The sequence below is a fragment of the Pseudodesulfovibrio karagichevae genome (genome assembly GCF_041414475.1).
Classification (GTDB): Bacteria; Desulfobacterota; Desulfovibrionia; order Desulfovibrionales; family Desulfovibrionaceae; genus Pseudodesulfovibrio; species Pseudodesulfovibrio karagichevae.
In genome coordinates this window covers 1-16183 of record NZ_JBGLYH010000018.1, presented here as the reverse complement: position 1 = coordinate 16183, position 16183 = coordinate 1, and the positions used below count along the sequence as shown (strand labels likewise).

Genomic DNA, 16183 nt, shown 5'->3' with positions numbered 1-16183 from the left:
AGCGAAAATCAGGAAAAGTGCACCTCCCGGCCCCATGAATAGGGATGGATGGATCGTTACTTGGCCACGTGCAGCGCCACGCCGTTCTGTTTCATGACCTCCACCAGTTCGGCGGGCGGCGTCTCGTCGGTGAACATGGCGTCCACCTCCTTGATGTTGCCGAGCCGGACCATGGCGTTGCGGCCGAACTTGCTGTGGTCGGTGACCAGGAAGACCTTGCGCGAGTTATCCATGATCGAGCGGGCCGCCGTGACCTCGCGGTAGTCGAAGTCGAGCAGGGTGCCGTCCATGTCCACGCCGCTGATGCCGATGATCCCGTAGTCCACCTTGAACTGGCGGATGAATTCGATGGTCGATTCGCCGACGATGCCGCCGTCCTTGTGGCGGACCACGCCGCCGGCCACGATGACCTCCAGTCCGTCGTTGCTGCTCAATGTTTTCGCCACGTTGAGGTTGTTGGTGATGACCCGCAACCGGTCGTGCCGGGTCAGGGCCTTGGCCACTTCCTCGTTGGTGGTGCCCATGTTGATGAACAGGGAGGAGCGGGGCGGAATGTGCTGGGCCACCAGCTGGGCGATGATCTGCTTTTCCCGCAGGCACAGTATCTTGCGATTGGTGTAGTCCACGTTCTCGGTGCTGAGCATGGGGCCCGCCCCGCCATGGTGGCGCTGGAGCAGCCCCTGGTCGGTCAGGGCGTTGATGTCGCGGCGGATGGTCTGGGGGGTGACGTCGAAGGTTTCGGCCAGGGTGCCGATGGCCATGAACCCCTGTTCCCTGACCAGGGTCACGATCCTGTCGCGGCGGCCCCGGACCGAGGCGTGCCGACCGCTCTTCTCTCCGGTCCCGGCGGGGGCCGGTGATGTCATGTTCTGTTTCATGAGGTGTTCGCTTTGTTCGATTGTGAACGGAAAACCGCCCGCTATTGTGTTGGAAAGTGAAAATTGATAGTGACCAATCCCTGGTTTTGGGATAAGATCATCCGTAATTTTGATTTGGAAAGATGATTTTTGTTCATATCATGTTCGTTTTTTTGCTACAAGAGAAAATGAAACTCTGCACTGCGTGATTCGGTGAAGAAAGAGGTCGGAAGGACGATGGAGATCATGGAAACCCGGGTACTCATACTCGGCGGCGGGGCGACCGGGACCGGTCTGGCCCGCGACCTGGCCCTGCGGGGCGTGGACTGCCTGCTGGCCGAGCGCCGCGACATCAACGCGGGGGCCTCGGGCGGCAACCACGGGCTGCTGCACAGCGGGGCGCGCTACGTGGCCTCGGACGCGGCCGCGGCCATCGAGTGCCGCGAGGAGGGCGAGCTGCTCAAGCGTCTCGCCCCCCAATGCATCGAGGACACGGGCGGGCTGTTCGTGGCCGTTGAGGGCGACGACGAAAACTACATCGCGAATTTCGAGTCCATGTGCGCGGCCAGCACCGTGCCCACGCGTCCCCTGGACCTCGCCGAGGCCCGCCACCTGGAGCCTACGCTGTCGGGCCGGCTGATCGCGGCCTACGCGACCGAGGACGCCTCCGTGGACCCGTTCATGCTCTCGCTCGACAACCTCGCCCAGGCCGTGGACCGGGGAGCGCGCTATCTGCGCAACGCCAAGCTGGTGGAGTTCGAGGTGGACGGCGGGCGTATTCGGCGCTCCGTCTTCCTGAACCAGACGACCGGCGAGCGGTTCGCGGTCGAGGCCGAGATCGTGGTCAACGCCACGGGCGCCTGGGCGGGCATGGTCGCCGCCCTGGCCGGGGCGCACATCGACATCCTCTATTCCTCGGGCAGCCTGCTGGTCACCCAGGACCGGTTGACCACCCGCGTGGTCAACCGGCTGCGCAAGGCCGCCGACTCGGACATCCTGGTGCCCGGCGGCACGGTCTCGGTGCTGGGGACCACCTCGGTGACCATCGATTCGCCCGACCTGTGCCGCCCGACCGTGGCCGAGGCCGACGCCATCATCGACGACGCCCGGGCCATGATCCCGGTGCTGGAGACCACCCGCTACATCCGGGCCTATGCCGGGGTGCGCCCCCTGGTGATGGTGGCCGGGGCCGGGGACGCGCGCAGCGTGAGCCGCAATTTTTCCCTCATCGACCACGAAAGGGACCATGTGGACAACTTCGTGACCATCACCGGCGGCAAGCTGACCACCTACCGGCTCATGGCCGAGCGGACCGGGGACCTGGTCTGCGCCAAGCTCGGCGTGGACGCGCCCTGCGCCACCCGCACCGTGCCGCTGCCCGCCTCGACCAAGGGCGAGTGGACCGAGCCGGGCCTCGGGCCCCGGCGCTGGATCGGCGAGCGCGATGGGGACGACATCATCCTGTGCGAGTGCGAGATGGTCTCGCGCAAGGCGGTCAACCAGATCATCGACGGCATGGACGGACAGTACGGCTCCTCCCTGCTGAACAGCATCGGGCTGCGCAGCCGCGTGGGCAAGGGGCCGTGCCAGGGCGGGTTCTGCGGCCTGCGCGTCACCGGCCACCTCTATGACGAGGGGTACGTGTCCGAGCGCCGGGGCGTGCACGAGATGCACGCCTTCACCCGCAGGCGCTGGCGCGGGCTCCGGCCGGTGCTCTGGGGGCTGCCCCTGGTCCAGGCCGACCTCCAGGAGGCCCTGTACTGCGGGGCCCTGGACCTGGACCTGGAGCTGGAAGCGGACGTGCGCGACGACGGAGGTGACCTGTGAGTATGGACACCCATGACGTCATGGTCATCGGCGCGGGCTTCGCGGGCATGGCCGCCGCCCTGTTCGCGGCCAGGGCCGGGCTCTCCGTGGCCCAGTCCGGCGTGACCGGCGGCATCGACTTCAGCACCGGCTTCATCGACCTCATGGGGGTGCACCCGGTGGCCGAGGGCGTCCGCTGGGACGACCCGTGGGCGGCGGTCGAGGCCGTGTCCAGGGACTGCGCGAAGCATCCCTACGCCCGCATGAACCGGCCGGACATGGAAGCGGCCATCGACGGATTCACGGATTTCCTGGCCGCCCAGGGGCTCGAGTACACCGGGCACGCGGACCGCAACTGCCGCGCGCTGACGCCCGTGGGCACGGTCAAACGCACCTGGCGCGTGCCGCGCACCGCCTGGAAGGGCGTGCTCGCCCTGGAGAGCGGCGCGCCCACGCTCATCGCGGATTTTCACGGGCTGAAAGGGTTCAGCGGCCGCCAGCTGGTCGAGATGCGCAAGGCCATCTGGCCCGGCCTGCGCGCCGTGCGCGTGACCTTCCCCCGGGGCAGCGGCGAGCTCTATCCCGAGCACATGGCCTGGGCCCTGGCCGATCCCAAGTACCGGGTGAAGCTGGCCGAGGCCGTGGCCCCGCACCTGGGGGACGCCGAGTACCTGGGCTTCCCGGCCGTGCTCGGGCTGGTCGATCCGGGCCGGGTCGTCGCCCACCTGGAGGAGCTGACCGGCAGGCAGGTCTTCGAGATTCCGACCATCCCGCCGTCCATCGCGGGCCCGAGGCTGCGCGGGGCCTTCGACCGGGGGCTGCCCGGACTCGGCGTGCGCACCCTGTCCCAGGCCACGGTGACCGAGGCCGAGATGATCGAGGACGGCTTCCGTTTCGTGGTCGGCCGTGGCGGTGGGCGGACCGAGGTCCGCGCGAAGGCGGCCATCCTGGCCACGGGTCGCTTCTTCGGCAAGGGGCTTGCGGCGGACCGCCACGCCATCCGCGAGGCGGTCTTCGACCTGCCTGTGGTCCAGCCCGAAACCCGGGAGCAGTGGCACAACCGGGAATTCTTCAACACCGAAGGCCATGGGGCCAACGCCGCCGGGATCGAGGTCGACGACCTGTTCCGGCCGCTCGGCCCGGACGGTGGCCCCGCGCACGAACGGCTGTTCGCGGCCGGGGCCATCCTGGCCCATCAGGACTGGATGCGCATGAAGTGCGGGGCCGGGCTGGCCATCACCTCGGCCTGGCGCGCGGTACAGGGGCTGGTGCAGGGAGCTGATTAAAACGTCTCAAGGATAACAGTATGGATTTCTTGGACATCGGTTTGATTGTCGCCTCCGTGGTCTGCGTCGCCTTCCTGGCCCGCAGGGTGGCCCGCTGGCGGTCCGGTCCGGGCGCGGAACACCCCTTCCGCAGGCCGTGGACGGCCAGGGCGCTGGCGGCCGGAATCAAGTACGTTGTCCTGGACGTCCTCCTGCTCCGGCGCACGGCCCGCACCGGCCCGGTGCGCTGGCTGGCCCACTGCCTGGTCTTCTACGGCTTCATGGGGCTGCTCCTGTTTCATGCCATGGGCGGCCTGGTCACCGCCAATCTCTTTTCCGGCTACGAGCCCACGCTCAACCCCTGGCAGTTCCTGCGCGACCTGCTGGGCGGGCTGGTTCTCATCGGGCTGGCCCTCATGGTCGTGCGCCGCATGCGCGACCGGCGGCTCCGGGCCCTGACCCGGTTCCAGGACTGGGCCCTGCTCTTCGTGGTCGGCTCCATCGTCGGCTCCGGGATTCTGCTCGAGGCCTCCAAGATCATATCCCCGGCCATGTTCGACGCCATGGTCGCCGAATATGGCGTGTACCAGGGCGGCCCCGAGACCACCGCGCTCCAGGCCGCCTGGGCCGACCGCTTCGGCGTGGTCTTTCCCTCGGACCGTCTGGTCTCGCCGGAGCGGGTCAGGCAGGGGCTGGAGGTCAACGACGAGAGCTGTTCGGCCTGCCACAGCGACACGGCCTCGGCCTTCATCGCCAAGCCCCTGGCCGCGGCCCTGACGCCCCTGGCCCCGGCCATGAACCGCAGCCGGGCGGACCGCGTCTTCTGGTACGTGCACATCCTTTTCTGCCTGATCGGGCTGGCGGCCCTGCCCTACGGCAAGTTCCTGCACCCCCTGGCCACCCCGGCCAACCTGGCCGTGCGCGCCGGGCGGCGCGACCACGACCGTCCCGGCGGCGTCGCGGCCCGTGGCCTCGGCCTGGACGCCTGCACCCGCTGCGGCGAGTGCTCCCTGCATTGCAGCGTGGCCCCGTCCTTCGCCGTGCTGGGCAACCGGGACATCCTGCCCTCGGAAAAGCTCGCCTTCCTCAAGGCGTTCCGGGACGGCGAACTGTCGGGCCTGGGGCTGGAGCGGTTCGCCGAGGGCAGCCGCATCTGCACCGAGTGCCTGCGCTGCACTGACATCTGCTCGGCGGGCATCAACCTCCAGGATTTGTGGCTCGCCTCCAAGATCGAGGCGACAGCGTCGGTGCCGGACCCGAACCAGGCGGTCCGGGCCATGACCGTCCAGGCCCGCAGCGCTATCTGCTGCCGCATCGAGCCCGAGGGACTGGCCGACAACCGCGAGTCGTTCTGGGCCTGCGTGCAGTGCACCACCTGCACCAGCGTCTGCCCGGTTGTGGCCGTCAGCGACGACCCGTCGCGCGATCTGGACCTCCTGCCCCAGCAGGTCATGAACCTGCTGCGCATGGGGCTCAAGGACGAGACCCTCGGGGCGCGCATGGTCTGGAGCTGCACCACCTGCTACAAGTGCCAGGAGCATTGCCCGCAGGACATCCGCGTGGCCGACGTGCTCTATGAACTGCGCAACACGACCGCCGCGCGGCTGCGCCAGGCCGGGGGCGAGGAGGGCTGATGCGCTACGCCTATTTCCCGGGGTGCAAGATTCCCCACCATCTGCCCCAGTACGGGACCTCGGTCCGGGCGGTCTGCCGGGCCCTGGACGTGGAGCTGGTTGATCTCGAATTCAACTGCTGCGGCTACCCCGTGCGCCACGAGAGCGAGCTGGCCTCCGTGTTCTCGGCGGCGCGCAACTTCGCCCTGGCCGAACGGGCCGGGCTGGGGATCATGACCCCGTGCAAGTGTTGCTTCGGCAACCTCCGGTACGCGGCATCGCGCCTGCACGAGAACCCGGTCCTGGCCGGCGAGGTGGAGCGGCTGTTGGCCCGCGAGGGGCTGGCCCTGCCAAGCCGCATGGATGTACGCCACCTGCTCACCGTGCTGGACCGCGACGTGGGAGCCGCAACCCTTGCCGAGCGGGCGACTCTGCCCCTGTATGACCTCAAGGTGGCCTGCCACTATGGTTGCCATGCGCTGCGGCCGGGCAAGGTCACCGGGTTCGACGATCCCCTGGCCCCCACCGTATTCGAGCGCGTGGTCGCCGCACTGGGGGCCGAGACGGTCGACTGGGCCCTGCGGGTGGAGTGCTGCGGCCATCCCCTGCGCGGCCGCGACGAGGTCATCAGCGAATCGCTCATGCGCCGCAAGCTGGAGAGCGCGGACGACGCCGGGGCCCATGTCCTGGCCACGGCCTGCACCTACTGCCAGTTGCAGTTCGACGTGGAGCGGGACCGCCATCCGTTCAGAAGTCCCTGGCGGGCCATGGTCCCGGCCGTGCTCGTCAGCCAGCTGGTCGGCAAGGCGCTGGGGCTCGGCGAGGAGCAGTTGGGCCTGGGCCGCAACCGCATCCGTCCGCCCAAACCGGTTTTGTCCAAAGACGTTTCGTGATATGCGGGGGACTCCCCATACCGTGAGCACAAGGAGCAGGAAACATGGCCAGATACGTCGGAGCCGTCGACTCGGGTACCACCAGCAGCCGGTTCATCATCTTTGACGAGCGGGGCCGCATCGTCGGCCAGGACCAGAAGGAGCACCGCCAGATCTACCCCAAGCCCGGCTGGGTGGAGCACGACCCCATGGAGATATGGCGCAACACCGGGGAGGTCATCCGGGGCGCGCTGACCAAGTCCGGACTCAAGGGCGGCGACCTGGCGGCCATCGGCATCACCAACCAGCGCGAGACCACCGTGGTCTGGGACCGCGCGACGGGCAAACCCTTTTACAACGCCATCGTCTGGCAGTGCACCCGGACCCACGACATCTGCAAGGGACTGACCGAGGAGGGCGGACAGGACCGCTTCCGCGAGGCCACCGGCCTGCCCGTGGCGACCTATTTTTCCGGCCCCAAGATCCGCTGGATTCTCGACAACGTGCCCGAGGCCAAGGCGGCCGCCGACCGGGGCGACGCCCTGTTCGGGACCATCGAGACCTGGATCATCTGGTGGCTGACCGGCGGGCCCAAGGGCGGGGCGCACGTGACCGACGTGACCAACGCCAGCCGGACCATGCTCATGGATCTGAAGACGCTTTCCTGGGACGAGGAGATCATGAAGATCATGGGCGTGCCCATGAGCGGGCTGGCCCGCATCGTGCCCTCGTCCGACGAAGGGACCTGGGGCCCGACCTCGGAGAGCGGCCCGCTCGGCGCGCGCGTGCCGGTCTGCGGCGCGGTGGGCGACCAGCAGGCCGCCCTGGTGGGGCAGACCTGCTTCGCGCCCGGCCAGGCCAAGAACACCTACGGCACCGGCTGTTTCCTGCTCATGCACACCGGGCACGAGCCCATCCAGTCCAGGCACGGGCTGATCACCACCCTGGCCTACCAGTTCTCCAACCGCAAGCCGTCCTACTGCCTGGAAGGGTCCATCGCCATCGCCGGGGCCCTGGTCCAGTGGCTGCGCGACAACTTGAAGATGTTCGAGTCCGCGCCCGAGGTCGAGGCCCTGGCCGCCAAGGTCGAGGACACCGGCGGCTCGTACATCGTGCCCGCCTTCTCCGGCCTGTACGCCCCGTACTGGAGGCCCGACGCGCGCGGCGTCATGGTCGGGCTGACCCGGTACATCAACCGCAACCACATCGCCCGGGCCGTGCTCGAGGCCACGGCCTACCAGACCAAGGACATCGTCGAGGCCATGAACCGCGACTCGGGCGTGGAGCTCAAGTCCCTCAAGGCGGACGGCGGCATGGTCTACAACGAGCTGCTCATGCAGTTCCAGTCCGACATCCTCAACGTGCCGGTGGTCCGCCCCAAGGTGGCCGAGACCACCTGCCTGGGCGCGGCCTATGCCGCGGGCATCGCCTCGGGCTTCTGGTCCGGGCGCGAAGAGCTCTACAACAACTGGGAAGAGGACAAGACCTGGCAGCCGAACATGGACGAGAAGGTCCGCGCCGAGAAATACGCCGGGTGGAAGAAGGCCGTGGAAAGGACCCTGGGCTGGGTGGAGTAAGCCGACAAAGGAAGGCGATATGGCGAGCGAAGCGAGATCGGGCGGGCGCATCCCCATGCTGGACGTGGCCCGGTTCCTGGGCATGTTCCTGGTCTACTACGGCCACGCCGTGGAGCGGATCATGTACCTCCAGAGCCCGGTGGCCACGGCCCAGTACAAGTTCATCTACTCCTTTCACATGCCGTTCTTCTTCCTGCTGGCCGGGTTCACCCTGGCCCCGGAAAAGGCGCGGCTGCCGGTGGGCCGCTTCCTCAAGCGGCTGGCCGCCTCCCGGCTGGTGCCCTATGCGGCCTTCTCGGCCCTGCTGCTGGGGTTGAGCCTGCTCTTCGCCGGGCATTTCCCGCTGCTCGACCTGACCAAGGGGGAGGAATACCTCAAGGGGCTGTGGTACACGCTCCTGGGCTTCCCCCTGTTCAACGTGCCCCTGTGGTTCCTGGCCGCCCTGGTCGCGGTGGAGCTCATCCACTTCGCGGTCGGCCGGTTCCTGGACACCACCCCGAGGATCATCGCGACGGCCGTGGCCTGCTACCTGGGCGGGTACTACCTGACCCTGCACGTCATGCTCCTGCCCGGCCCGACCTACTGGCTCATCCCGGAGGCCCCGGTGTCCTATGCCTTCTATCTGGTGGGAGTGCTCATGCGGCGGGAGTCCGTGTTCATCGGCGGGCAGCCCCGCTGGCGGTTCCTGGCCGGGGCCGGGCTGTGCCTGCTCGGCGTAGTCCTGACGTTTGACCTCAACCAGGGGCCGTTCCGCATCTTCCAGGCCGTGGTCGTCCTGGTCTCGGGGCACGGCAACGTCCTGCTCTTTCCCCTGACCGCCCTGATCGGCAGCTTGTTCCTGCTGCTCCTGGCCCGCAGCGTCGGGGCCAATCGGTTCCTGATGTTCCTGGGGGAGAACGTGCTCGTCCTGTTCTGCCTGAACGGGATCTTCTATCACTTCTTCAACGGCCCGTTCGCGGACTGGTACGTGGCCACCTTCCCGGACCACTGGGCGGCCGTGACCGCCGTGACCTTCGGGTTCACGGTGCTTTCGCTCGCGGCCTGCCTGCCCGCCATCTGGCTGCTCAAGCGCTATCTGCCGCAGCTGGTGGGCAAGCCCAGGGCCTCGGGGCCGCTGCTGCCGCGCCTGGTCTCGTAACCCGGTCCTACCAGGCCTTTTCCAGAATCCCGATCAGTTCGTCGCGGGTCAACTCGACCGGGTTGCCCTGCATGCTGCTCGCCTTGGCCGCCTGATCGGCCAGCAGGCCGAAGTCCGCGCGCGTAATCCCCAGCTCCCCGAGGGTGGGGATGGACAGGTCCGCGCACAGTTCGCCCACCCAGGCCGCGCCGTCCTCGGCGTCGCAGGTAACGTCCGCCGTCAGCATGACCGCTACCTCGCGGTAGGCGTGCAGGGACGGGGAGTCCGGGTCGCGCTCGCGCAGGGCGCACAGGTTGGCCTCCATGACGTGGGGCAGCAGGGCGGCGCAGACCGCGCCGTGGGGCGCGTGGCTCCTGCCGCCGATGGGCGCGGCGAATCCGTGCACCGCGCCGAGCCCCGCGTTGGCCAGGCAGATGCCGGACAGCAGGGCGGCCAGGGCCATGTCCTCGCGGGCCGACATGTCCTCGCCGTCCTCATAGGCCAGGGGCAGGGCCGTGGCCGCGCGCATGAGCCCCTCCCGGCACAGGGCGTCGGTCATGGGCGTACTCTTGCGGGAGACAAAGGCCTCCAGGAGCTGGGTCAGGGCGTCCATGCCCGTGGCCGCCGTGACCTTTGGCGGCATGCTGGCCGCGAGCTGCGGGTCGATCACGGCCAGGTCCGCGATCATCCCGGTGGAGCGCAGGCTGACCTTGACCCCGTGTTCCGGGCTGAGGAGCACGCCGTTGGCCGTGACCTCGGAGCCCGTGCCCGAGGTGGTCGGCGCGGTGATCAGCGGCACGGGCCGCTCGGTCAGCGGGTTCCCTTTGCCGACCACTTCCAGATAGTCGTAGATATCGCCGGTGTTGGTGATCAGCGCGGCCACGACCTTGGCCGTGTCCATGACCGAGCCGCCGCCTAGGCCGATGACCACGTCGCAGCCCGCCTCGCGGGCCGCCTCGGCCGCCTTGGCCGCGCCCACGGTGTCGGGTTCGCCGGACACGGGAATGACCAGGGGGGCGCACAGGGCCTGCGTGAGCCCGTCGATGAGCCAGCGGGCGCGCTCGGGGCTGCCGCCCGTGACCAGGCAGGGGCGGCTGCCCAGGGTCCCGGCCAGTTCCGGGATGCGCTGGGCCGCGCCGGTTGCAAAGAGGATTTTCGAGGCCGTGGCAAAGGTGAACTGCATGGGATCTCCCTGGTATGGATGGTCATGGCGTTGATGGCCGGACGATGGGGCAGGGTAGCACCGCGCTCCGCCCGATCGCAAGAAAAAGCCCCGGTCCGTCGAGCGGAACGGGGCGTGATTTCGTGATGGAAGCGTAAAACGGGATCAGTCGAGCTCCACGCCCAGGGCTTTCCACTGGGCGGCGGCCTCGGCTTCGGCCCGCTCGATGCGCTCCCTGTCCCACGGCTCGATGACCAAGGCCTCGGCCACCAGTTGCCAGAGGTATTTGACCTCGAACTTGCGGTCCTCATAGAACTTGGGGATGCGGCGCATGAGCTGGTCGCGGCAGTTGGAGCAGCCCACGACGACCACGTCGGCCCCGCTGTCCTCGATCTGCTGCTGCTTGATCCGGGCGTGCCAGGCCGACTGCTTCTCATAGGGCAGGGGCCACAGGCCGCCGCCCGCGCCGCAGCAGTAATTCTTCTCCCGGTTGGGGGTCAGCTCCACGAAGTCGTCCACGCACTGCTGCATGATCCAGCGCGGCTCCTCGAAGTACCCCTTGCCGAAGGAACGCTGCAGTTCGCGGCCGTGCTTGCAGGAGTCGTGGAAGGTGAACTTGCGGCCCGCGTGGACCGACTTGTCGAGCTTGATGCGGCCGTCCCGGATGACCTCCATGAGGTAGTCGTAGAGGTAGATGAAGTCGACGCGGTTCTCGGGATTCTCCTCGGCCAGCCTGGCCATGCCCTTGCGCGCCCCGTAGGAGCCGCCGCCGCAGTCGGGCATGATCATCCGCCCAATCTCGTGCTCCTTCATGTACTCGATCTTGCGCCGGGCCAGCTCCTTGTTGCCTTCCTCGTTGCCGGTGAACAGGGCCCAGTCCACGGCCTCCCAGTTCTTGCCGGGCACGGTCCAGTTCTCTTTGGCCGCGTAGAAGATCTTCCACCACCAGAACTGGTCCTCGAAGTCGCCGTACACTTCCTTGGAATTGGGGAAGAACAGGGTGTCCGCGCCCTGTTTGTCGATGGGCACGTAGAAGCCGGGGCATTCCTCCTCGGCCAGCTCGTTGCCCAGGTCGGCCATGGACTCGAAGTATTCCTGCTGCGGGATGGCCAGGTTGTTGCCGGTCTCCAGGTTGTTGAGCATGCCCTTGTGCAGGGAGCCCGGGACCTGGTCGCGGGGCCGCAGCCCCTTGAGCCTGCCCATGAGCGAGGTGATGTCGATGCCGCCGGGGCAGGCCCCGGTGCACCGGCCGCAACCCGTGCACAGCCACGGGAAATCCGAGGCCACGACCTCCTCGATCAGCCCGTTGGCCAGCATGCGCATGACCTTGCGCGCGTCCAGTCCGTCCAGCCCCGGCGCGCCGGTGGTCGGGCAGACGTTGGCGCAGGTGCCGCAGACCAGGCAGTTGGAGAAATTATAGTCGGCCAGGAATTCCGGGCCGTTGCAGGTGGTGCTTCGTTGCATTGTCATCCCTCGCTTGATGCGACCCCCCCACGCGCCGAAGGCCGGGAAGGCCCTGGTCGACAGCAAGGGGAAATCCCCCGTACCTGAGAGTTTCCGCCAAGTCAAAAGGGTGATTTTACCGGTGGGCGGGGGCTGCCGCACGTATCCGGGCGACGAGGCGGCGGGACCTGCAAGGCTTGCGCAATCCGGCGGTTTGAGTATCGTCTTGTGAACGCACGACAAATATCCGCAAGGAGAAGCGATGAGCGACAAGAATATTCCGTTCCAATCCATCGACTGGTCCACGGTCCCCCGCACGGAACACAAGGGGGAAACGGGCGTCGCCTACTGGCAGACGCTGCAATTCGACGGCCTGCGGGTCCGGATCGTCGAGTATTCCAAGGGATACAAGGCGGACCACTGGTGCGAGAAGGGGCACATCGTCCATTGCCTGGAGGGCGAGGTCGTCAATGAACGGCAAGGCGCGCCCAGTTCGACCCTGAAGCCGGGCATGTCCTACATCGTCTCCGACGAGCTGAGTTCCCATCGGTCGGTAACCGAGACCGGGGTCAAGCTGCTCATCATCGACGGCGATTTCCTGAGGCTGAAATCCTGACCGGGCATGGGCCGCGTCGCGTTCCGCCGGAAGTCGGCCGCCGTTAACCGCCGTCCCTGAACACGGCACCGGGTTCGGCCAGGACTTCGCTCAGCACGGCGATGTGGCATCGGTTGTCGCCCTCAAGGACAACAACGTGTCCAAGGCGTTGCAGGCCATCCTCCGCGACCCCGGGGCGGGCTGGACCATCGGGTCCCTGGCCTCGGCGGCGTCCTTTTCCCGAAGGTTCAAGCAGGAATTCGGCGTCGGCCCGGCGCGTACCGAAAGAACCGATAGCGGACGGCCGGTCTGGCTCCATCCGCTCGGGCTTTGCTCTTGCGATCATCTGTTCCGGTCCGTTCGGCATCCCTTGAAAGCTATTTTCTTCAACGAGTTACGATCCGCCCTCCTCCCGGCACATCCGCCACATGAGCAGCGTCTGCAGACCGCTCAAGCCCACGAAATACCAGACCCAGCCGGGCAGGCCGAGGAACAGGGGCGTGCGGTCGGTCCATTGCCAGTAGTCGCAGGCCGCCAGCAGGAGCAGTCCGAAGGCCGCCGTCCATTTCCGGGACGAGCCGGACCATTGCCAGGAGAATCCGGCCCCGCTGAACAGGTGGACCAGAATGTACGCCCCGAAGGCCACGCCCATGACCGGGATGGCGGGCAGGACGGACATGTCGCCGGGACCGGCCAGGGCGAACCAGATCATGGCCGCCTCGCCCGACAGGATGGAGGCGATGGCGGGCAGGGCGCGGGGGCGATTCAGGTACAGGCCGCAGACGATGGTCGGGAAGAGCACGGCCAGTCCGGTGAAGGTCTGGGTGGCAATCCTGAGGATGCTGCCGGGCGGGTTGATCGCCAGGGCGTATCCGGCCGCCGCCAGGCAGCAGACGAAGATGCGCCCCACCGTGGACGAGCCGGGTTTGCCGCCGGTGAAGAAGGGGTACACGTCGCGGGTGAAGATGGAGGACAGGGTCAGCAGCTGTGAGTCCATGGTCGACATGAGCGCGGCCAGCCCGGCAGTCAGGACCAGCGCGCCCATGAAGTCGCCGCCCACCGAGGTCATCAGCAGGGGGACGATGGCGTCCGCCTCCTTGCCGTGCAACCCCGGGAAGTCGAGCCGTCCGAGCACGCCGAGGAGCACGGGCATGGCGAAGACCACGGTGCAGATGAGCGGGTAGAGGAGCATGGTCCGCTGCAGCGCCTTCTCGTCCCTGGCCGTGTAGAACCGCTGGAAGAGCTGCGGGAACATGGGGTCGCAGAAGAACCACAGCAGGATGTAGGACAGCCAGATGCCCGGTCCGAACCGGCCCAGTCCGCCGGGCCGAGAGAACAGCTCGGGGTCGGCCTGGAGCGCCTGGCCCATGGCCTGGGCGAACCCGCCGTGGTGGGCGGCGGCCATGACCAGGGCGGCGGCCAGCATGACGACCATGATCAGCCCCTGGAGGGTGTCGGTCCATGCCACGGAGCGCAGCCCGCCGCGCAGGGTGTAGGCCAGGATGACCAGGGTGACGATGCCCGCGCCCGCCGCCTGGGGCAGTCCGATCAGCTGGTTGAGCACGTACCCGCCCGCCATGGGCTGCAGGGCCAGGTAGGGGATGGTGAAGACGACCATGACCAGGGCGAACAGGCCGGACAGGGGGCGGCTGCCGTACCGGTGCTGGACCAGTTCCGAGGGCGTGATCAGCTCGTGCAGCCTGCCCAGCCGGTTGACGCGCTCGCCGATGAGCCGGAAGGTCAGGGCCATGAATCCGGTGCCGAATCCCATGACCGGGAAGAAGGCCAGCCCGTGCAGGTAGCCCGCGCCCGAGGCCCCGAACACGGTGAAGGCGCTGAAGTTGGTGGCCGCCATGGAGCCGAGCAGGACGAACAGCCGGAGCCTGCGCCCGGCCAGGAAATACTCCGTGGGCGAGTCCTGGACCCGGCCCCGGATGTACAGCCCGAGACCGAGCATGGCGACGATGTAGGTGACGAGGACGAGCAGTTTGCCCAGCATGAATTCCCCCTGTTGGTCGTTGGACACAAAAAAAGGCCATCCCGATGTGGTCGGGATGGCCTTTGGCCTGGCATAACCATGAGGAAACCGTGGCACCGCTCGATCGGTCCGCGATTTCCTGTGCGGATGGTTAGGGGAAAAACGGACCGGCGTCAATCCCGCCGTCTTGATGAAAATCCCGGCAATCCGTCATGTTCCGGGCCTGCTGCCCGGCTTCATTTTTTACGGCACCGGGGCCAGGGCGGCCTCGCGGACCATGGCCCGCATGCCCGTGGCCAGGGACGCGCCGGTACCGCCCCAGCCCGGCACCTCGGCCAGGCCGTCGAAGATGCGCGCCGCGCCGGTCCAGTCCCGCTCGGACCAGCGGATCTCCCCGGCCAGGAGCAGGAGCGCGCCCCGGAGCCGTTGCGCGGTCCGGTTCGACGCCGGGGGCCGGATGTCCTTTACCGCGTCGAGCAGGCCGTTCACGGCGGCTTCCCCTTTGCCCGCGTCCCGGAGAATGCGCCCGCGCAGCAGGGCGGCGCGCAGGGCCTGCTCCACGGCGGCGGGCGTCTTTTCCGTCTCCCTGTCGAACTTGTCCAGGGCGTCCAGAGCGTCCCGGCCCCGTCCGGCCAGCCGGAGCAGTTCAGCCCGGCGCAGGGCCGCGTCCGGCCGGTCGGTCGCGGCCAGGCAGCGGGCCGCCTCGGCATGGGCGTGGCCCAAAGCGTACAGGGCTGCCAGCTCCTCCGATTCGCCGGTCGATTCGCCGGGCGAGTTGCCGTCGGGCCGCAGTGCCCTAGCGGTCTCCAAGGCGGATGCGGCGGCCAGGGGGTCGCCCTGCCGGGCGAGCACGCGGCCGAGCAGGGTCCAGGCAGCCGGGTCGCCGGGGTGGCTGCGGGCGCAGGCGCGGCTGCGGGCCAGGGCGTCCTCGGGCCGGTTCAGCCGCTGGCAGCAGTACACGGCCATGGAGGACCAGGCCACGGGTGCGTCGCCGTCCGCATGCTCGGCGCGGTCCAGCAGGCGCAGCGCCTCCTGGAAATGGTTCAGGCGGGCCCGTGCGGCCCCGGCCATGGCCAGCAGGGCCGGTTCCCGCGCTCCCTCGGGTTGCAGGCCGTAGGCCCGCTCCAGGGTTCGGGCCGCCTCCGCCAGGTGTTTTTCGTTGAACTGCAGGATGCCCAGGTTGCGCAGGGTGCCGGGGTCGTCCGGGTACAGGGCGGCCGTCCTCCGGTAGGTGGCCAGGGCCGCGCCGTGGGCCCCGGTCCGCTCCTGGGCCCAGGCCAGGTGGTCGAGGACCGCCAGGGGCGGGTGCGACTCGTCGGCCACGGGCAGGAGCCGCTTCACGGCCCCGGCCGGGTCGCCCTTGTCCAGGAGCGCGCGGGCCTCGGTCACGGCGGCGTACTGCGCCGGGGTGAGCCGCTCGTCCCTGTCGCGGGCCGCGTGGCAGGGAACGGGGAAACTGACCGCCAGAGCCGCCAGCAGGAGGCAGATCAAGGCGGAAAGCGGGCCGGGCCGCATTGTCTGAAGTTGCCGCCCGGTCATCGGTCCAGCCTGAAGCGTATGGGGATGTCGATGCGCACGGCCACCGGGCGGCCCAGCCTGGTGGCGGGCGAGAAGGTCCAGCCGCGCACGGACTTGAGGGCTTCGTCGTCGAACACGCCCGCCGGTTCCGACTCGACCACCTCGGCCTCCCGCACCCGGCCGTACTCGTCCACCAGGACCCGGACCAGGACGTGGCCCTGGGTGCCGGTCCGCCGGGCGGACGCGGGATAGTACGGGTCCAGGCGGGTCAGCACGCGCGGCGGCCGGTCGAAGACCGGCCGGCCCGGACCGGCCGGGACGACGCCGGGCCCCTCGGGCGCGGCCAGGGGCAGGCCTGATGCGTCGGGCAGCCCTTCCAC

13 protein-coding genes are annotated in these 16183 nt (G+C 68.5%); 7 read left to right on the top strand and 6 right to left on the bottom strand.

The features are described from left to right. Positions 1 to 56: 56 nt before the first annotated feature. Positions 57 to 866 (bottom strand): DeoR family transcriptional regulator, encoded by an 810-nt coding sequence (locus tag AB6M95_RS08195; RefSeq protein WP_442604682.1) that lies wholly within the window; start codon positions 864 to 866, stop codon positions 57 to 59. A 228-nt stretch (positions 867 to 1094) separates the two neighbouring features. Here AB6M95_RS08195 and glpA point away from each other — a divergent pair, with 228 nt between their 5' ends. The 6 genes from glpA to AB6M95_RS08165 are packed head-to-tail and all read left to right on the top strand — an operon-like array spanning position 1095 to position 9128. Beyond that, positions 1095 to 2684, top strand: a complete 1590-nt coding sequence (gene glpA / locus AB6M95_RS08190; protein ID WP_371386247.1) for an anaerobic glycerol-3-phosphate dehydrogenase subunit A — start codon at positions 1095 to 1097, stop codon at positions 2682 to 2684. Positions 2685 to 2686: 2 nt separating this feature from the next. Next, the gene (gene glpB / locus AB6M95_RS08185; RefSeq protein ID WP_371386294.1) at positions 2687 to 3949 is read left to right on the top strand and encodes a glycerol-3-phosphate dehydrogenase subunit GlpB; all 1263 of its coding nucleotides are present in this window, start codon (positions 2687 to 2689) and stop codon (positions 3947 to 3949) included. Between the two features lie 20 nt (positions 3950 to 3969). Next, a complete protein-coding gene (locus AB6M95_RS08180; protein ID WP_371386246.1) occupies positions 3970 to 5562 on the top strand; it encodes a 4Fe-4S dicluster domain-containing protein in 1593 nt (530 codons plus the stop codon). Then, a complete protein-coding gene (locus tag AB6M95_RS08175; RefSeq protein ID WP_371386245.1) occupies positions 5562 to 6434 on the top strand; it encodes a CoB--CoM heterodisulfide reductase iron-sulfur subunit B family protein in 873 nt (290 codons plus the stop codon). Before AB6M95_RS08180 ends, AB6M95_RS08175 begins: the two co-directional genes overlap by 1 nt. Positions 6435 to 6478: 44 nt before the next feature. Next, positions 6479 to 7990 carry a glycerol kinase GlpK gene (gene glpK / locus AB6M95_RS08170; RefSeq protein WP_371386244.1) on the top strand — a complete coding sequence of 504 codons (1512 nt, stop codon included), beginning with the start codon at positions 6479 to 6481 and terminating at the stop codon, positions 7988 to 7990. Positions 7991 to 8009: 19 nt separating this feature from the next. Beyond that, positions 8010 to 9128, top strand: coding sequence for an acyltransferase family protein (locus AB6M95_RS08165; protein ID WP_371386243.1), 1119 nt, complete (start codon positions 8010 to 8012; stop codon positions 9126 to 9128). Positions 9129 to 9135: 7 nt separating this feature from the next. Here the strand turns inward: AB6M95_RS08165 and AB6M95_RS08160 are convergent, their stop codons facing one another. Together AB6M95_RS08160 and AB6M95_RS08155 are read right to left on the bottom strand one after the other, a co-directional pair. Further along, on the bottom strand, positions 9136 to 10290 hold the full coding sequence (locus tag AB6M95_RS08160; protein WP_371386242.1) for an iron-containing alcohol dehydrogenase: 1155 nt from the start codon (positions 10288 to 10290) through the stop codon (positions 9136 to 9138). Between the two features lie 144 nt (positions 10291 to 10434). Then, positions 10435 to 11733 carry a (Fe-S)-binding protein gene (locus AB6M95_RS08155; protein WP_371386241.1) on the bottom strand — a complete coding sequence of 433 codons (1299 nt, stop codon included), beginning with the start codon at positions 11731 to 11733 and terminating at the stop codon, positions 10435 to 10437. A gap of 241 nt (positions 11734 to 11974) precedes the next feature. Between AB6M95_RS08155 and AB6M95_RS08150 the strand changes: the two genes are divergently transcribed. Continuing rightward, positions 11975 to 12328 (top strand): DHCW motif cupin fold protein, encoded by a 354-nt coding sequence (locus tag AB6M95_RS08150; RefSeq protein ID WP_371386240.1) that lies wholly within the window; start codon positions 11975 to 11977, stop codon positions 12326 to 12328. 373 nt (positions 12329 to 12701) lie between these two features. Here AB6M95_RS08150 and AB6M95_RS08145 read toward each other — a convergent pair whose 3' ends face one another. From AB6M95_RS08145 to AB6M95_RS08135, 3 genes are all read right to left on the bottom strand, one after another. Further along, positions 12702 to 14306 carry a sodium:solute symporter family protein gene (locus AB6M95_RS08145; RefSeq protein ID WP_371386239.1) on the bottom strand — a complete coding sequence of 535 codons (1605 nt, stop codon included), beginning with the start codon at positions 14304 to 14306 and terminating at the stop codon, positions 12702 to 12704. A gap of 222 nt (positions 14307 to 14528) precedes the next feature. Next, complete coding sequence (locus AB6M95_RS08140; RefSeq protein ID WP_371386238.1) at positions 14529 to 15776, bottom strand: tetratricopeptide repeat protein; 1248 nt, start codon at positions 15774 to 15776, stop codon at positions 14529 to 14531. A gap of 44 nt (positions 15777 to 15820) precedes the next feature. Beyond that, a partial coding sequence (locus tag AB6M95_RS08135; protein ID WP_371386237.1) for an energy transducer TonB occupies positions 15821 to 16183 on the bottom strand: 363 nt, incomplete at its 5' end.